This window comes from Streptomyces sclerotialus, from assembly GCF_040907265.1.
GTDB classification, from domain to species: domain Bacteria; phylum Actinomycetota; class Actinomycetes; order Streptomycetales; family Streptomycetaceae; genus Streptomyces; species Streptomyces sclerotialus.
The window spans coordinates 3298679-3314599 of record NZ_JBFOHP010000002.1; the positions used below are offsets into that span (position 1 = coordinate 3298679).

The 15921-nt window shown below is 71.9% G+C and carries 14 protein-coding genes, 1 tRNA gene and 1 pseudogene; 10 read left to right on the plus strand and 6 right to left on the minus strand.

All coding sequences use genetic code 11. The features are described from left to right. Nucleotides 1-11: 11 nt before the first annotated feature. The 4 genes from AAC944_RS14665 to AAC944_RS14680 are packed head-to-tail and all read left to right on the plus strand — an operon-like array spanning nt 12 to nt 3769. On the plus strand, nt 12-659 hold the full coding sequence (locus AAC944_RS14665; RefSeq protein WP_030614410.1) for an ABC transporter permease: 648 nt from the start codon (nt 12-14) through the stop codon (nt 657-659). Further along, nucleotides 652-1896, plus strand: a complete 1245-nt coding sequence (locus AAC944_RS14670) for an ABC transporter ATP-binding protein (protein WP_030614412.1) — start codon at nt 652-654, stop codon at nt 1894-1896. Before AAC944_RS14665 ends, AAC944_RS14670 begins: the two co-directional genes overlap by 8 nt. Further along, nucleotides 1893-2768 (plus strand): ABC transporter permease, encoded by an 876-nt coding sequence (locus AAC944_RS14675; RefSeq protein WP_030614415.1) that lies wholly within the window; start codon nt 1893-1895, stop codon nt 2766-2768. The genes AAC944_RS14670 and AAC944_RS14675 overlap by 4 nt, the downstream gene beginning before the upstream one ends. Continuing rightward, nucleotides 2768-3769: a glycine betaine ABC transporter substrate-binding protein gene (locus AAC944_RS14680; protein WP_030614418.1), complete on the plus strand. Its 1002-nt coding sequence runs from the start codon at nt 2768-2770 to the stop codon at nt 3767-3769. Before AAC944_RS14675 ends, AAC944_RS14680 begins: the two co-directional genes overlap by 1 nt. 33 nt (nt 3770-3802) lie before the next feature. On the opposite strand, the gene AAC944_RS14685 is transcribed toward AAC944_RS14680, so the two are convergent. The 4 genes from AAC944_RS14685 to AAC944_RS14700 all read right to left on the minus strand — a co-directional run bounded on the left by AAC944_RS14685 (nt 3803) and on the right by AAC944_RS14700 (nt 9106). After that, nucleotides 3803-4582 (minus strand): YlbL family protein, encoded by a 780-nt coding sequence (locus AAC944_RS14685; RefSeq protein ID WP_030614421.1) that lies wholly within the window; start codon nt 4580-4582, stop codon nt 3803-3805. A gap of 78 nt (nt 4583-4660) precedes the next feature. Then, entirely contained in the window at nt 4661-5302 is a 642-nt protein-coding gene (locus AAC944_RS14690) for an IclR family transcriptional regulator (protein ID WP_030614424.1), read from the minus strand. A 319-nt stretch (nt 5303-5621) separates the two neighbouring features. Continuing rightward, nucleotides 5622-7397 carry a DEAD/DEAH box helicase gene (locus tag AAC944_RS14695; RefSeq protein ID WP_030614428.1) on the minus strand — a complete coding sequence of 592 codons (1776 nt, stop codon included), beginning with the start codon at nt 7395-7397 and terminating at the stop codon, nt 5622-5624. Between the two features lie 125 nt (nt 7398-7522). Continuing rightward, nucleotides 7523-9106, minus strand: coding sequence for an MFS transporter (locus tag AAC944_RS14700; protein WP_051871725.1), 1584 nt, complete (start codon nt 9104-9106; stop codon nt 7523-7525). A gap of 126 nt (nt 9107-9232) precedes the next feature. Between AAC944_RS14700 and AAC944_RS14705 the strand changes: the two genes are divergently transcribed. The 3 genes from AAC944_RS14705 (at nt 9233) to AAC944_RS14715 (ending at nt 11228) form a co-directional block, all read left to right on the plus strand. Further along, nucleotides 9233-10099, plus strand: a complete 867-nt coding sequence (locus AAC944_RS14705) for an alpha/beta fold hydrolase (protein WP_030614434.1) — start codon at nt 9233-9235, stop codon at nt 10097-10099. Between the two features lie 490 nt (nt 10100-10589). Beyond that, nucleotides 10590-10883 (plus strand): hypothetical protein, encoded by a 294-nt coding sequence (locus tag AAC944_RS14710; RefSeq protein ID WP_051871726.1) that lies wholly within the window; start codon nt 10590-10592, stop codon nt 10881-10883. A gap of 273 nt (nt 10884-11156) precedes the next feature. After that, a tRNA-Cys gene (locus AAC944_RS14715) sits at nt 11157-11228 on the plus strand. Between the two features lie 46 nt (nt 11229-11274). On the opposite strand, the gene AAC944_RS14720 is transcribed toward AAC944_RS14715, so the two are convergent. Continuing rightward, complete coding sequence (locus AAC944_RS14720) at nt 11275-11478, minus strand: hypothetical protein (RefSeq protein WP_030614440.1); 204 nt, start codon at nt 11476-11478, stop codon at nt 11275-11277. Nucleotides 11479-11626: 148 nt separating this feature from the next. On the opposite strand from AAC944_RS14720, the gene AAC944_RS14725 reads away from it, so the two are divergent. The 3 genes and pseudogenes from AAC944_RS14725 to AAC944_RS14735 all read left to right on the plus strand — a co-directional run bounded on the left by AAC944_RS14725 (nt 11627) and on the right by AAC944_RS14735 (nt 13021). Further along, on the plus strand, nt 11627-12340 hold the full coding sequence (locus AAC944_RS14725; RefSeq protein WP_030614443.1) for a phospholipase D-like domain-containing protein: 714 nt from the start codon (nt 11627-11629) through the stop codon (nt 12338-12340). Nucleotides 12341-12347: 7 nt separating this feature from the next. After that, a pseudogene (locus tag AAC944_RS14730) lies at nt 12348-12756 on the plus strand (NUDIX hydrolase). 82 nt (nt 12757-12838) lie between these two features. Continuing rightward, on the plus strand, nt 12839-13021 hold the full coding sequence (locus AAC944_RS14735; RefSeq protein ID WP_196942987.1) for a hypothetical protein: 183 nt from the start codon (nt 12839-12841) through the stop codon (nt 13019-13021). Nucleotides 13022-13061: 40 nt separating this feature from the next. Here the strand turns inward: AAC944_RS14735 and AAC944_RS14740 are convergent, their stop codons facing one another. Next, nucleotides 13062-15395, minus strand: coding sequence for a xanthine dehydrogenase family protein molybdopterin-binding subunit (locus tag AAC944_RS14740; RefSeq protein WP_030614446.1), 2334 nt, complete (start codon nt 15393-15395; stop codon nt 13062-13064). Between the last annotated feature and the right edge of the window lie 526 nt (nt 15396-15921).

Genomic DNA, 15921 nt, shown 5'->3' on the forward strand with positions numbered 1-15921 from the left:
GGAGACCCCGAGTGAGCTTCTGGGAATACGTCTCAGGTCGGCACACCCAGCTGCTGATCGATACGTATCAGCACGCCAGCGCGGTGTTCCAGTGCATGGTCCTCGCCACCGTCATCGGGGTGCTCGTCGGGGTCCTCACGTACCGCAGCGAGTGGGTGGGCAATCTCGCCACCACCACGACGGCCACGATCCTGACCGTCCCCTCGCTGGCCATGATCGGCCTGCTCATCCCCATCGTCGGCCTGGGCGTCGCGCCCACGGTCGTCGCCCTCACCCTCTACGGACTGCTGCCGATCGTCCGGAACGCCGTCGTCGGCCTGCGCGGGGTGGACCCCACGCTGGTCGACGCGGCGAAGGGCATCGGCATGTCCCGGGCCGCCCGGCTGTTCAAGGTCGAACTGCCGCTCGCCTGGCCGCCCATCCTCACCGGCATCCGGGTCGCCACCCAGATGCTCATGGGCATCGCCGCGATCGCCGCGTTCGCCTCGGGCCCCGGCCTCGGCAACGAGATCTTCCGCGGTATCGCCTCCCTGGGCAGCGCCAACGCGCTGAACCAGGTCCTCGCGGGGACCCTCGGCATCGTGGTCCTCGCGCTCCTCTTCGACGCCGCGTACGTACTCATCGGACGCCTGACCATCCCCAGGGGGATCCGTGCCTGAGCAGACCACGACGGGCGCCGCCATCCAGCTGGAAAGCCTCACCAAGCGCTATCCGGGCAGTGCGGTGCCGGCGGTGGACGACGTCACCATGGACATCAAGGCCGGCGAGATCGTGATCCTCGTCGGCCCCTCCGGGTGCGGCAAGTCCACCACCCTGCGGATGATCAACCGGTTGATCGAGCCCACCTCGGGCCGCATCACCATCGGCGACGAGGACGTCACCGGCATCGACCCCGTACGGCTGCGCCGCAAGGTCGGGTACGCCATCCAGTCCTCCGGGCTCTTCCCGCACATGACGGTGGCCCAGAACATCGCGCTGGTGCCGAAGATGGTGGGCTGGTCCCGGGCGAAGATCAGGAGCCGGGTCGAGGAGATGCTGGACCTGGTCGGCCTGGACCCGCGCGAGTTCCACGGGCGCTACCCCCGCCAGCTCTCCGGCGGCCAGCAGCAGCGCGTCGGCGTGGCCCGCGCGCTCGCCGCCGACCCGCCCGTACTCCTGATGGACGAACCGTTCGGCGCGGTCGACCCGATCACCCGCGACCACCTCCAGGACGAGCTGATCCGGCTCCAGCACGAGCTGCACAAGACGATCGTCTTCGTCACCCACGACTTCGACGAGGCCATCAAGCTCGGCGACCGCATCGCCGTCCTGCGCGAACGCTCGCACATCGCCCAGTTCGACACCCCCGAGGCGATCCTCACCAACCCCACCGACGACTTCGTCTCCGGCTTCGTCGGCGCGGGCGCGGCCCTGAAGCGGCTGAACCTCACCCGCGTGCGGGACGTGGAGATCGTCGACTTCCCCACCGCCACCATCGAGGACCCGCTGCAGTCCATCTTCGACAAGCTGCGCGACGGCGCCAGCAACGAACTGCTGCTGCTGGACCGGCACAACCGGCCGTACAAGTGGCTGCGCCGCGGCGACCTCACGCTCGCCAAGGGCTCGCTCGCCCGGGCCGGCACGCTCGTGCACGACACGGTCACCCGGGACGCCACCCTGCGGGACGCGCTGGAGGCCGTCCTCACCGACAACGCGGGCCGGGTCGCCGTCACCGGGCGGCGCGGCGAGTACACCGGCGTCGTCGACATGGAGACGCTGATGAACAACGTGCACGAACTGCTGGACGCGGACCGGATGGACGCCATCGAACACCGGCACGAGCTGGAGGAGCAGCGCCTCCAGCAGACCCGCCGGGAGCAGGAAGGCACCGACAGCGCCCACGGGGCCTCCGCATGAGCCCGCGCGAGGAGCGGACCCGGCGCGAGGACCGGCCGCCGGGCGAGCACGAGGTCATGGGGCTGGCCTTCCGGGACGAGGTACGCGCCGGCGAACGCGAGGAGGAGCCGCCCGCGCCGCCCGCGCGGCAGCAGCGCCGGATCACCTGGCAGAAGGCCACCTTCCTGCCGTTCGTCCTGCTCGCCGCGCTGCTCGCCACCTGGCTGTGGTTCCGCGGCGCGCACCTGGACTCCATCGCCCACCAGGCCGTCGACGACGGCAAGGTGTGGCTGGCGCTGCGCCGGCACATCTACCTCACCGCGGTCTCCACCTTCTTCGTACTGATCATCGCGATCCCGCTGGGCATCGCGCTGACCCGCGCGAAGCTGCGCAAGGCGACCCCGGCGGCGATCGCCGTGGCCAACCTCGGCCAGGCCGTCCCGGCCCTCGGCCTGCTCGTCCTGCTGGTCATCTGGCTCGGCGTCGGTGTCCAGGCCGCGATCATCGGCATGGTCATCTACGCCGTGCTGCCCGTACTCGCCAACACCATCGCCGGGCTCCAGGCCATCGACCCCACCCTCACCGAAGCGGCCCGCGGCGTCGGCATGTCGCCGCTGGGCGTGCTCACCAAGGTCGAACTGCCGCTGGCGGTACCGCTGATCCTGGCCGGCGTCCGCAACGCGCTGGTCCTGAACGTCGGCACCGCCACCCTCGCCACCTTCGGCGGCGGCGGTGGCCTGGGCGACCTGATCTCGGCCGGGATCGTCACCCAGCGCATGCCGGTCCTGATCCTGGGTTCCGTACTGACCGTGGCGCTCGCCTTGCTGGTCGACTGGCTGGCATCGCTCGCCGAACTGCTGCTGCGGCCGCGCGGCCTGGAGGGGACGTCCTGATGGGGAACCGGCGTACGTACCGGGGCACCGCGCTCGCGGCGGCCGGCACGCTGCTCGCGGCGCTGGCGCTCGGCGGCTGCGGCCTGGTCAGCGGCAGCCCGATGACCGACGAGGTCAGGCCCGGCGAGGACGCGGGCTACCAGGGGCAGCCGCTCAAGGGCGCGGAGCTGACCGTGACCTCGAAGGAGTTCACCGAGCAGATCGTGCTCGGCCAGATCATGGGCCTGGCCCTGAAAGCGGCCGGTGCCACGGTCGTGGACAAGACCAACATCCAGGGCTCGATCGGCGCCCGCGAGGCGGTGACCTCCGGCACGGCCGACGGCAGCTATGAGTACACCGGCACCAGCTGGATCACCTACCTCGGCCACACCGAGCCCATCCCCGACGAGCGCAAGCAGTGGGAGGCGGTGCGGGCCGCCGACAAGAAGAAGGACCTGGTCTGGCTCCCGTACTCGGAGTTGAACAACACCTACGCGCTGGCGCTGCTCCCCTCCGACCAGAAGAAGTACGGCGTCTCGACCCTCTCGGACCTGGCCCGGCTGGTGAAGGAGGACCCGGACGCGGTCACGCTGTGCGTGGAGAACGAGTTCGCCACCCGCAACGACGGCCTGCCCGGCATGGTCAAGAAGTACGGCATGAAGATCCCGCCGGGGAACGTCAAGCGGATGTCGGCCGGGGTCATCTACACCCAGGTCAAGAAGGGCGGCACCTGCACCTTCGGCGAGGTCTACACGACCGACGGGCGGATCCAGGCGATGGGCCTGAAGACGCTCACCGACGACAAGCGCTTCTTCCCGAACTACAACGCGGCGCCGCAGATGTACGCGCCGACGATGAAGAAGTACCCGGCCATCGCCGACGTGCTCGCACCGATCACCAAGGCGCTGAACAACAAGGTGGCGCAGCGGCTCAACGGCAAGGTCGACGTGGACGGCGAGGACCCGCACCAGGTCGCCAAGGACTGGCTGGTGTCGGAGGGGTTCATCACGGCAGCGGGCTGAGCCCTCTGCGGCGGTACGGGGTGCCCAGCGGGCTCAGCAGCTGGGCACCTTGCCGCCGTCGTTCAGGGCCTTGAGCGCGTCCACCGCGCCGGAGAGCGTGGTGACGGGGATCAGCCGCATGTCCTCGGGGAGGTTGGCGCGGGCGTCGGAGCACTCGTCGCGCGGCACGAGGAAGTACTTCGCGCCCTCCCGGTGCGCGGCCTGGGTCTTGAGCGCCACGCCGCCGACCGGGCCGATCTTGCCATCGGTGGTGATCGTGCCGGTGCCGGCGATGGACCGGCCGCCGGTCAGGTCGTGGCCCGCGCCGTCCCCGTCGATGGTGTCGATGATGCCGAGCGTGAACAGCAGCCCGGCGCTCGGGCCGCCGACGTCCGCCAGCTTCAGGTCGACCTTCACGTCCTTCGGGGAGCGGTGCAGGTAGTGCAGGGCCGCGCCCACCGCGGCGTCCTGCGACTGCTTCATCTGGGCAGCGTTGTGCTTCGCCACCTCTTCGGTGTTGTCGCCGACCGGGTACACCGCGTCGCGCGGCATCACCGCCTCGTCCCGCCGGAACCAGCCCCTGAGCAGCTCCGGCAGGCGCGCCGAGACCTGGGGGCCGGTGGCGACGATGGCCGTCATCCGCAGCTCACCGGTGGTCTTGCGGGCCTTGGCGCCGTGCACGGTGATGACCGGTTCGCCCTTGTGCTCGCCCAGGACGTTCGCGGCCGGGCCCGGATAGGCGATCGAGAACGGCAGCGGCACGAAGGCGGCGACGGCGAGGAGCGCGATGACGAGGGCGGAGCAGACCGCCAGGGCGCGGGCGCGAGAAGACACCCCGCCACCCTAGATGACCTCCGTACCGAAGATCCCACCGCGGCGCGGCTCGCGGCCGCGGGGGACCCTCCCGGCCGTCTACCGCAGCGCCTCCGCCACTTCCTTGGCCGCCGCGACCACACGGGCGCCGACCCGCTCCGGCACGGTGTCGGCGAGCAGCACCACGCCCACGCTGCCCTCGATGCCGCTCACCCCGAGCAGCGGCGCCGCCGCCCCGCTCGCCCCGGCCTCCAGCTCACCGTGGGTCAGCGCGAGCCCGTCCCCTTCCGTACGGCCCTGCCGGGCCTGGAGGATGGCGCGGCCCGCTGCACCGCGGTCCAGCGGGTGCCGGAACCCGGCCCGGTAGGCGACGTGGTAGTCGGTCCAGGTCGGTTCGACGACGGCGACGGCCAGCGCCTCCGTGCCGTCGACGAGCGTGAGGTGGGCGGTGGCGCCGAGGTCCTCGGCCAGCGAGCGCAGCGCGGGCAGCGCGGCCTCGCGGACGAGGGGGTGCACCTGGCGGCCCAGGCGCAGGACGCCCAGGCCCACCCTGGCGCGGCCGCCGATGTCGCGGCGGACCAGCGCGTGCTGTTCCAGGGTGGCCAGCAGACGGTAGACGACGGTCCGGTTGACGCCGAGCTTGTGGGAGAGCTCGGTGACGGTGAGGCCGTGGTCGGTGTCGGCGAGCAGCTTGAGGACGCGCAGTCCTCGGTCGAGCGTCTGGGAGGTCTCCGCGGTCACGACGCCCCCTCCTCGGGTGAGTGGCGGCTCTAGGGGGAGGTCGCGCTGCCGGTCCCGCGGCAGCGCTGACGAGGCCGCCGGTCGGTGGAACCGGCTGCGCTCCGCGGCGGCGCTGCCACGGGGCGTGTTCGTGACGGGGACAGTAGCGAGCCAGTCCGGTCAGCGGAAGAGTCCGTCCAGAATCCGGTCGTGACTGACCGTTCTATCCCCATTGATCCTGTGCTGACGGCACTTGATGCCACACCGGTGAGGGGTACCGTACCGGCGAAAGGGCGGCCCCCGCCCGGGGACCGCCCTTTCGCCGCCACGCCTCCGACGCTCAGCGCATCCGTGTGGCCCACTCCTGGACCTTCTTGATCCGCTCCCGGATCTGCCCTGCGGTGGCCTCCGCGCTCGGCGGGCCGCCGCACACCCGGCGCAGCTCGTTGTGGATCACGCCGTGCGGCTTGCCGCTCTGGTGGACGTACGCGCTGACCAGCGTGTTCAGCTGCTTGCGCAGCTCCAGCAGCTCCTTGTGCGTGACCACGGGGCGGCGCTCGGCAGGCAGCTCCAGCAGGTCCGCCTCCTCGGCGGGCCGCTTCTTGCTGTGCGCGATCTGCCGCGCCTGCCGCTTCTGCAGCAGCATCTGCACCTGGTCCGGCTCCAGCAGCCCGGGGATACCGAGGTAGTCCTGCTCCTCCTCGCTCCCCGCGTGCGCCTGCATGCCGAACTCGGCGCTGTTGTACAGCACCCGGTCGAAGACCGCGTCGGACTCCAGCGCCTCGAACGAGAACTGCTCCTGCTCGCCGGTGTCCTCGTCCTGCTGCTTGTTCGCCTCGTCCATCTCCTTCTCGGACTCGGCGTACGGGTCTTCCTCGCTGTCCTTCTTCGGCTTGTCGAGCACGTGGTCGCGCTCGACCTCCATCTCGTTCGCGAAGCCGAGCAGCATGGGCACGGTCGGCAGGAAGACCGAGGCCGTCTCGCCGCGCCGCCGCGACCGCACGAAACGGCCGACCGCCTGCGCGAAGAACAGCGGCGTGGAGATCGTCGTGGCGTACACGCCGACCGCGAGGCGCGGCACGTCGACGCCCTCCGACACCATCCGGACCGCGACCATCCACCGGTCGTCGGACTTCGAGAAGTCGTCGATGCGCTGCGAGGCGCCGGTGTCGTCGGAGAGGACCAGCGTCGCCTTGTGCCCCGTTATCTCCCGGATCAGCTTCGCGTACGCCCGCGCCTGCTCCTGATCGGACGCGATCACCAGCGCGCCCGCGTCCGGGATCGACTTCCGGACCTCCGTCAGCCGCTGGTCGGCGGCGCGCAGCACGTTCGGCATCCACTCGCCGCGCGGGTCCAGCGCGGTGCGCCAGGCCTGCGAGACCGCGTCCTTGGTCATCGGCTCGCCCAGCCGCGCCGCGATCTCGTCACCGGCCTTGGTCCGCCAGCGCATGTTGCCGCTGTAGGACATGAAGATGACGGGGCGGACGACGCCGTCGGCCAGCGCGTTCCCGTAGCCGTACGTGTAATCCGCCGAGCTGCGCCGGATGCCGTCGTTCCCCTCCTCGTACGTCACGAAGGGGATCGGATTGGTGTCCGACCGGAAGGGCGTACCGGTCAGCGCGAGCCGCCGCGTCGCCGGCTCGAACGCCTCCTGGCACGCCTCGCCCCACGACCGGGAGTCACCGGCATGGTGGATCTCATCGAGAATCACGAGGGTCTTGCGCTGCTCGACGCGGTTGCGGTGCAGCATCGGCCGGACGCCGACGCCCGCGTACGTCACGGCGACACCGTGGTACTCGCGGCCCAGCGGCCCGGCGCTGTACTCCGGGTCCAGCTTGATGCCCAGCCGGGCGGCCGCCTCCGCCCACTGCTTCTTCAGGTGCTCGGTGGGCGCCACCACGGTCACCTGCTGCACGACGTGGTGGTGCAGCAGCCACGAGGCGAGGGTGAGCGCGAAGGTGGTCTTGCCCGCGCCCGGGGTCGCGACCGCGAGGAAGTCCCGCGGCTGGGTCTCGATGTACTTGTCCATCGCGCCCTGCTGCCAGGCGCGCAGCTTGTTCGCGGTACCCCAGGGGGCCCGTCCCGGGAAGGCCGGGGACAGGTGCTGGTTGTTCATGGCGCTGGTGGTAGTACTCACGGTCTCCGTCGGCTGGCTCGGCGATCGGCAACCGCGTCAGGGTACCCGTGCCGTCTCGCGCGTCGCGGATTTCCGGCCGGGCGGCGGAGCGGGTGCGACTCAGCTCACACCGCGGGGCCGGGTGCCGGTCCGGTCGCCGGTCCGGCCTCCGGCGCGGGCCGCAGCCGGGTCGCCACGTACGCGCCCGCCAGTGCGACCAGGGACATCGCGGCGAAGACGACGGCGAAGGCGGCCGGGTGCGCGGCGGTGGAAGCACCGGCGTGCGCGCCGGGGTGGGCCGTGGTGACCGCGCCGCCGCCGAAGGCGACGAAGAGGATGCCGCTCAGGCCGACGAAGACGATGTTGCCCAGCGCGTCGGACACCTGGAGCGAGGCGGAGTTCCGCCCCGCGTCCTCCGGCCGCGAGAGCTTGAGCAGCAGCACACTCCCACTGGAGATCGTCAGCCCCATCCCGAACCCGGCGATGATCCAGGCACCCGCCACGACGGCCGCCGGCACGGCCTCGACGAGCGCCAGCGGCACCAGGGCGACGGCCAGGGCCATCAGCAGCATCCCGACGCACATCAGCCGCTCGCGGTACCGCTCCAGCCGCGGACGGCTCTGCGTGTACGAGCCGAGCGCCCACGTGAGCCCGCCGCCGGTGAGCGAGAGCCCCGCCAGCGTCGGGCTCAGCCCCCGCTGGGTCACCAGCATCAGCGGCACGAAGCTCTCCGCGGCGAGCAGCGCGCCGGCCGCGAGCCCGCGGATGAGGACGACGGAGGGCAGCCCGCGCGCCGCCCTGAAGGTCCCCTTCGGCAGCAGCCGCAGTACCGCGGGCACGAGCAGCGCCAGCCCCGCGGCGGCGGGCAGCAGCGCGAGCGGGCGCAGGTCCTGTCCCGCGTACTGGAGCAGCCCGGCACCGGCGGCCACGGCGAGCGCGAGCAGGATGCGGCGGCGGTCCAGCGGCGCCGCGCCCTCCTCGGTACGGGGCAGCTTGCGCAGCGCCGGCAGCATCACGGCGAGCGGCAGCAGCACCAGCACCGGTATCGAGAGGAAGACCCAGCGCCATCCCACGTGCTCGGTGACCGTGCCCGACACGACCGGGCCGACGATCACCGGCAGCACCCAGGCCGCCGAGAACGACGCCAGCACCGCGGGCCGCAACCGCTCCGGATACGCACGCCCCACCACCACGTACAACGCGACGATCACCAGCCCGCCGCCCAGCCCCTGCACCGCGCGCCCCGCCACGAACAGCCACATCGTGGGCGCGGCCCCCGCCAGGACGAGCCCGCCGCCGAAGACGAAGATCCCGCTGAACAGCGGCACGAGCGGCCCGTTCCGGTCGCACCACGCGCCCGACAGCGCCATCGCGAACAGACTCGCCGTGAAGTAGGCGGAGAACGCGAACGCGTACAGCTCGATCCCGTCCAGCGCCCGCGCGGCCACCGGCATCGCCGTGTTCACCGCGCTCGCCTCGAAGGCGATCAGCGAGACGACGGAGATGATGCCGAGTGTGAGGGCACGGTACGTACGGCCCAGCACGCCGCCTTCGCCGCGTTCCGCCGGACCGTCCCCCCGTCCGCCTCCACTGCCTTCCGCCGGACCGTCCCCCCGTCCGTCTGCGGGGCCGCCGGTGGCGGGTGCGGGTGCGGGTGTGGTGGTCTCGGGGGCGGCGACGTCACTGTCGCGCGGTTCGGCGGTGGTCATCCCGCCACAGTAAGTGCCACGCGACAGGTACGCCCCTGTCGTTCGCCCGAATTCCCGTCCGCCGCTGGTCCTACGACGCGCCGGTCGCCACGCCGGTCCGGCCGTCCGATCCGGCACACTTCCCCCATGCCCCACTACCGCTCGTACGACGGCACCGAACTGCACTACCGCCTCCTCGGCCCGCCGGACTCCGGGCTCCCGCCCCTGGTCTGCCTGGCCGGCGGCCCCGCCCGGGACGCCACGTACCTGGGCGACCTGGGCGGCCTCGACGCGGACCGCCGGCTGATCGTCCCGGACAGCCGCGGCACCGGCGGCTCCCCGCCCGCCGAGGACCCCGCCGCGTACGCCTTCCCCCGCCTCGCCGAGGACCTGGAGGCGCTCCGCACCCACCTCGGCCTGGAACGCTTCGCTCTCCTCGCACACAGTGCCGCCGCAGCCACCGCCCAGGCGTACGCGGCCGCCTACCCGGACCGGCTGAGCCGCCTGGTCCTGGTCTGCCCCGGCTCCCGCCTCCAGGGCGAACTCCCCGACGACGCCCGCGAGATCTTCGAGTCCCGCGCCCACGAGGACTGGTGGCCGGACGCCTCCGTCGCCGTCCAGCGCCTCGCCGAGACCGGCGACATGGACGAGGTACGCGGCCTGCTCCTCCGTGCGGCGCCCCTGGCGTACGGCCGCTGGGACGAGCCCCAGCGCGCCCACGCCGCGGCCGAGGGCGGCCAGCTCAACCCCGTTCCCCGCGCCGGCTTCTGGCAGGCCGTCGAGGACCGCACCCGTGAAGCGCTCCTGGCCGCGCTCCGGAACGTCACCTGCCCGGTCCTGGTCGTCACCGGCGACCGCGACGCCCTCTCCGGCATGCGCGCCGGCGAGCTGGTCGCCGCCTCCTTCCCCAACGCCCGGCTCCGCCCCCTCCACCTGGTCGGCCACTACCCCTGGGTCGACGAGCCGGATCAGTTCCGTCCCCTGGTGGAGGAGTTCCTGCGGACGGGCGACTGAGGCGGCCGGGACAGCCGTACCGACGCGGTACGGGTCCGGGGGGCCCGGACACGGAATCGACGGCCGCCACAAGGCCGCACACACGCCAGAATCACCGCCCGCAGCCGGCCCGAGGGGGCCGGTCCGCACCGCCAGAGTCTCGAACAGAGCCCGTACAGCAGCTCCGTAGGCACATGATCCCGTCAGGGCACGCACTCCCCCACCTGCCACGAGCAAGCCAAGGCCCCGGCCGCTCCACGGCGAACCCGCAGGTGAGCCCAGACCCCCGACAGGCGGAGCGCCCTCCTCACTCCCTGTACGAATGGCGCCATTTCCCCCTTCTTCTCCCTCTCTCCACCACTTGATCGAGATGACGTTTTTTCCTATGAACCGTCCCGACTCGTCGGGCCTAGCGTGGCGGAGCACCGGGGAGCGTCCCCGGTCACGACCTGAAAGAGGCAGGGTTTTGGCGAACGCGACCTTCCCCCCGGAGTCCAGGATTTCCCGGAACATGGCATGGACGTCCGGAGACGGCAGCACCCTCCTGCGGCTTCAGGAGGACGGCAACTTCTGCGTCTACCGCAACGGCAAGGCCGCCTGGCAGGGCGAGGGGGCCCACCCCCGCGGCGAGTACGCCATCATGCAGGGCGACGGCAACCTCGTCGTCTACGCCGACGACCAGTCACCGGTCTGGGCTTCCGACACCAACGGCAACCCCGGAGCCGAACTCGTCGTCCAGGACGACGGCAACGTGGTCATCTACCACCAGGGCAAGGCCATCTGGCACACGAACACCGCCGGCTGAGCGCAGCGCACCGGGGCGGGGCGGAACGGCTGTCCGCCCCGCCCCTGCACGACAGCACACCGCCCTCCACCGAACACGCACCGACCGGACCCATCGAGCGGACCCATCGAGCGGTCCCATCGACCGGACCCATCGAGCGGTCCCATCGACCGGACCCATCGACCGGATGTCTCCGGATACATGAAGCCCGTATTGCAACCTTGTGTCCACCCCCGCCTGCCCCTTGCCCCCTCCCCCGCCCCGCGGCCTAAGGTCAGGACACCGCTTCACCCCGGCCGTGTGCCCGAGTGGTTCAGGGACTCGCCTGCAAAGCGAGTTACGCGGGTTCGATTCCCGCCACGGCCTCCCCCCTGGGGCTGGTACGCATACGCGTACCAGCCCCGCTCAGCCCCTACCAGGGGAACGGCAGCTCCTGTCCGTGCTGCTCGCGCATGTGCCTGCGGGTCAGCACCCGGAGGTCCACTTCCCTGGACCGGTCGTACTCCTGGATCGCGAGGCCTCTCTGCCGCCGCAAGGCGACGCACACCCCGCACATGACGTCCCTCCCGACGACCGCCCACGTCACCTCAGCCGCGTCCTCCGGCTCTTCGGTCATGGCGCGATCGTGGACCCGCTCACCGGGACGAAGGAACCTCGTACATTCCCCACTTCGGGACGTCCGAGCGGGTGCGGAACGTCCCTGGCTACGTCCCGGCATGTGGGGAGGGACTGCGGTGACTGCCAACGAGAGGTTACGGGCCGCCATGTCGGCCGGTGGCTGGACGCACGCCGGCCTTGCTGGGGAAGTCGGAAGAGATCCCAAGCCGGTTGAGCGCTGGGTCGATCTCGGCCGGACACCCCGGCGCGTGACAGCTCTGCGCGCCGCCGAGACGCTAGGGGAAGATGTGCACGCACTCCGGCCTGCCCTGCGGCAAGCGCGGTCTGCGCGGGCCGTCAGCCCTGAGCTGGTGGCCCTTTATGAGCAGCGGGCCGACGTACCGGTGTCGGCGTTCATCGATCTCCTCATGCAGGCACGGGAACGCATCGACATCCTGGTGTATGCGGCGATCTTCCTGCACGAAACGCATCCGCGCCTCAGTGACCTCCTCAAAGAACGGGCCGGCGAAGGGTGTGCGGTGCGCATCGCGCTGGGTGACGCAGACAGTGAGCACATCCGGCAACGGGGTGAGGAAGAGAAGTTCGGGCACGGCATCGAGTCGCGGTGCCGGCTGGCTCTCATGCACTACCGCCCGCTGGCCGCAGAGGCCGGAATCGAGGTCCGCACCCATCGGACGACTCTCCACAACAGCATCTATCGGGCGGACGACGAGGTGCTCGTCAATGCGCATGTGCGGGGAGTCAATGCTTACGCGGCTCCTGTCTGGCATCCGCGTCGGTCCGACGGCGGCCGGATGTTCCGGACGTACGCCGAGAGCTTCGAGGCTGTGTGGGAGACCGCGCGGCCGGTCAGGGAGTGAGAGACGCATGGCTCGTACCGAGTACTACGACGATCCCGACGCTCCGAAACCGAACCGCCTGGTGGTGGCCGCCTCAGCCGTGGTGACCGATGACGCGGGCCGGATTCTGCTGCAGAAGCGGGCCGACAGTGGATTGTGGGCCCTGCCCGGTGGGGCTGGATGTGGAGATCACTGGGCTCGTCGGTACGTACACCGATCCGCGGCATGTGATCGCGTACAGCGATGGAAAGGCGCGGCGGCAGTTTGCTGCCGTGTTCACGGCTCGTGTGGTGGGTGGAGAGCTCGCGATGTCGGACGAGTCCACCGAGCTGCGCTGGGCCGGCCGTGAGGAGATCGCGCAGTTGCCCATGCACCGTACGCAGCGCCTTCGGCTGCTCCACTGCCTGGAAGAGCGGAGGTCACCCTATCTGGGGTGACCTCCGGTGACCGGACATGACCGGCGGCCGATCGCGGTACCCGTCGGCTGGACGATCTGTTGTCGGCCGGGAGGAGTGACCGGTGGGTGAGACGTACGGGCCTGGTGGGTCCAGTAGCGACGCCGTGGAGGGTGTCGACGAGGACGAGCTGGAGAAGCCGGACAAGGACCGGCGTGAGACGGAGGTCGCCCAGGAGATGGCCGGGGAGGACCCGCATCACCCGACGGCCGGTCCGCACGCCGAGGGCGGCGCGGAGGGTGGTTGACCGTTCCGCGCCGCCCCGGGCGTGACGGGTCCGCGGGCCTTCAGCTGAGCGGGGTGAGGGCCGCGGCCTGGGGGCGGATGGGGAGGCGGCCTATGGGCCGGCCGGTGGCCGCGCGGACGGCGGAGGCCACCGCGGCCGGGGCCGCGACGACGGGGGCCGCCGATACCGGCTTGGCACCGAAGGGGGCCACCACGTCGCGTTCCTCGATGAGCTTGACGATGCGGATGTCAGGGGCGTCGAGGGACGTGGGGAGCGGGTAGCCGGTCAGGTCGGGGTGGCGGACCAGGCCGCGGGTGGTGCGGAGGTTCTCCATCAGGGCGGCCCCCAGGCCCTGCGTGACGCCCGCCTCGATGCGCGCGCGGAGCTGGGCGGGGTTCAGTACCCGGCCGACGTCCTGGGCGACGGACATCTCGACGACGCGGATCGTGCCGAGCTCGATGTCGACGTCCGCCACGCAGCGGATCGCGCAGAAGGCGAGGCCCACGAAGGCGTCGCCCTGGCCCGTCTCGTCGAGCGGTTCGGTGGGGTGCGGGCGGCACTGCGCCGTGGCCCACAGCTCCTTGCCGTCCAGGGCCTCGGCGACGGTGGTGCTGAGCACGCCGTCGTACGAGGTGATCTTCCCGTCGGAGATCTGGAGCAGTTCGGTGGACATGCCGAACTTGTGCGCCAGCGGCTGGAGCAGCTGGGTGCGGACCATCTTGGCGGCGCGCTCGACCGCGCCGCCCGAGACCCAGGTGTGGCGGCTGTGGCAGGCGGCGCCGGCCGACGGCTGGTCGGTGTCGACCGCCGCGACGTGCACCTCTTCGACGCCCAGGGTCTCCTGGACGATCTGCCGGGCGAGGGTGGAGAAACCCGAACCGGTCTCCACCGCCGCGCAGATGACCGTCGCCACCGAGCCGTTGACCTTGACCGTGGCCGTGGAGACCTCGTCCGCGCCCTCCGCGCCGAGCATGTGGACCATGCCGATGCCGTACCCGACTCCGCGGCGGACGGCGGACGGCTCGCCCGCGCCCTCCGGCCCGCCGGGCAGCAACCACTCCTCCTGCGGCGCGTCCTTCGGCAGGTCGGGCAGGGGGGCGTCCTTCACCGCCTGGAGCAGTTCGGCGACCGGCGCGGGGCAGGTCACGGTCTGGGACGTGGGCAGGATGTCGCCGGTGGCCATGACGTTGCGCAGCCGGAGCTCGGCCGGGTCCAGGCCCAGCTTCGCCGCCAGCTTGTCCATCTGGCCCTCGTACGCGGCGCAGACCTGCATCGCGCCCTCGCCGCGCAGGTGCCCGGCGGGCGGGTTGTTCGTCCGTACGGCCCAGCCCTCCACGAAGGCGTGCGGGACGACGTAGGGGCCGCACGCGAAGGAGACGGCCGCAGCCAGCGCGTCGGCCGAGGTGTCGGCGTACGCGCCCGCGTCCATCAGGATCTGCGCCTCGACCTTCACCAACTTGCCGTCGGCGTCGGCGTGGTGGCGGTACCGGAGGATGGTCGGGTGCCGGTGGGCGTGCGAGAGGAAGGACTCCTCGCGGGTCGCGGCCAGCTTGACCGGGCAGCCGGTACGGAGGGCCAGCAGGCCCAGCGGGAGCTGAATGCCCGGATCCTCGCGGTCGGCCGTCGCACCGGGTACCCCGGTCACCACGACCTTGACCTTGTCCTGCGGCAGCCCGAAGCAGGCGGCGGCGAGGTCACGGTCGGTGTGCGGGTCGGTGGCGGCGGTGTAGATCTCCACGCCGCCGTCGGGGCGGGGCACGGCGAGCCCGGCCTCGGCACCGATGGGCGCCGGGTCCTGGCGGCCGATGCGGTACAGCCCCTCGACGACGACCTCACCGGTCGCCTCCGCGTCCCCGAAGCGCAGCGGGATGTGCCGCACGAGGTTGCCGTCCGGGTGCAACGGCTCCGCCTCGAAGGCGAGTTGCGGGTCGGTGACCGGCTCCAGCACCTCGTACTCGACGGCGATCGCGGCGGCCGCGAGCCGGGCGGTGTCGGGGTGGTCGGCGGCGATCGCGGCGATCGGCTCGCCGTGGTGGCGCACCTCGTCCTTGGCGAAGACCGGCCGGTCGGGCGTGCCGCGGCCGTGCCCGGCGTCCCCGGGCACGTCCTCGTGCGTCACGACGGCCCGTACGCCCGGCATCTCGGCGGCCTGTCCGGTGTCGATCGACAGGATGCGGGCGCGGGGGTGCGGGGAGCGCAGGATGGCGGCCCAGAGCAGTCCCTCGGCCCACAGGTCGGCCGCGTACGGGAAGGTGCCCTGGGTCTTGGCGGGGGCGTCGGCGGACGGCAGCGAGACGCCCAGGCCGTGCGGCAGCGGCTCGGCCTCGGCGGCCGGGGCGCTGCCGGGGGCGGCCGTGACGGTGACGGAGCCGGCGCCCTCGTTCGTACCGGTCATGCGAGGCCTCCCGATTGCGGGTCGGCCCCCGGGCCCTGGGTGTTCGGGTCGTGGGGGTGGTGGGGACGGTGGTGCGCGTGGGGGTCCGGGTGCGGGCCGAGGTCCGGGTCCAGGTCCTCGATCAGCGCGTCCTGGCCCCCGAGGGCGTCACGGCCGTACGAGTCATGACCGCCGAGGGCGTCGTGACCGTAGGAGTCGTGACCGGCCAGGGCGTCACGGCCGTAGGAGTCGTGCGTGGCGTACGGGTCGCCGTTGTACGCGGGCCCCTGCCCGGCGTACGGGTCGGTGGTGCCGTACGGGTCGCCGGTGAACCCCGGAGTGGCGTACTGGTCTGCCGTGGGCACGCCTTCGGGGTACGGGGCGCCTTCGGGGTACGGGGCGCTGTCGGCGTACCCGCCTTCGGGATAGCCGCCGTCACCGTAGGTGCCGTCGGGGTACGTCCCCTCTGAGTACGTGCCCTCGGGATACGTGCCTTCGGGGTACGTCCCGTCGGCATACGTGTCGGCCGGGGCGGCGTACGACTGAC

Excerpts from the sequence above, each read along its gene's own strand:
- AAC944_RS14675 (WP_030614415.1), top strand. The coding sequence starts at position 1,893 with ATGAGCCCGCGCGAGGAGCGGACCCGGCGCGAGGACCGGCCGCCGGGC.
- AAC944_RS14680 (WP_030614418.1), top strand. The coding sequence starts at position 2,768 with ATGGGGAACCGGCGTACGTACCGGGGCACCGCGCTCGCGGCGGCCGGC.
- AAC944_RS14695 (WP_030614428.1), bottom strand. The coding sequence starts at position 7,397 with ATGAACAACCAGCACCTGTCCCCGGCCTTCCCGGGACGGGCCCCCTGG.
- AAC944_RS14700 (WP_051871725.1), bottom strand. The coding sequence starts at position 9,106 with ATGACCACCGCCGAACCGCGCGACAGTGACGTCGCCGCCCCCGAGACC.
- AAC944_RS14705 (WP_030614434.1), top strand. The coding sequence starts at position 9,233 with ATGCCCCACTACCGCTCGTACGACGGCACCGAACTGCACTACCGCCTC.
- AAC944_RS14710 (WP_051871726.1), top strand. The coding sequence starts at position 10,590 with ATGGCATGGACGTCCGGAGACGGCAGCACCCTCCTGCGGCTTCAGGAG.
- AAC944_RS14720 (WP_030614440.1), bottom strand. The coding sequence starts at position 11,478 with ATGACCGAAGAGCCGGAGGACGCGGCTGAGGTGACGTGGGCGGTCGTC.
- AAC944_RS14725 (WP_030614443.1), top strand. The coding sequence starts at position 11,627 with ATGTCGGCCGGTGGCTGGACGCACGCCGGCCTTGCTGGGGAAGTCGGA.
- AAC944_RS14740 (WP_030614446.1), bottom strand. The coding sequence starts at position 15,395 with ATGACCGGTACGAACGAGGGCGCCGGCTCCGTCACCGTCACGGCCGCC.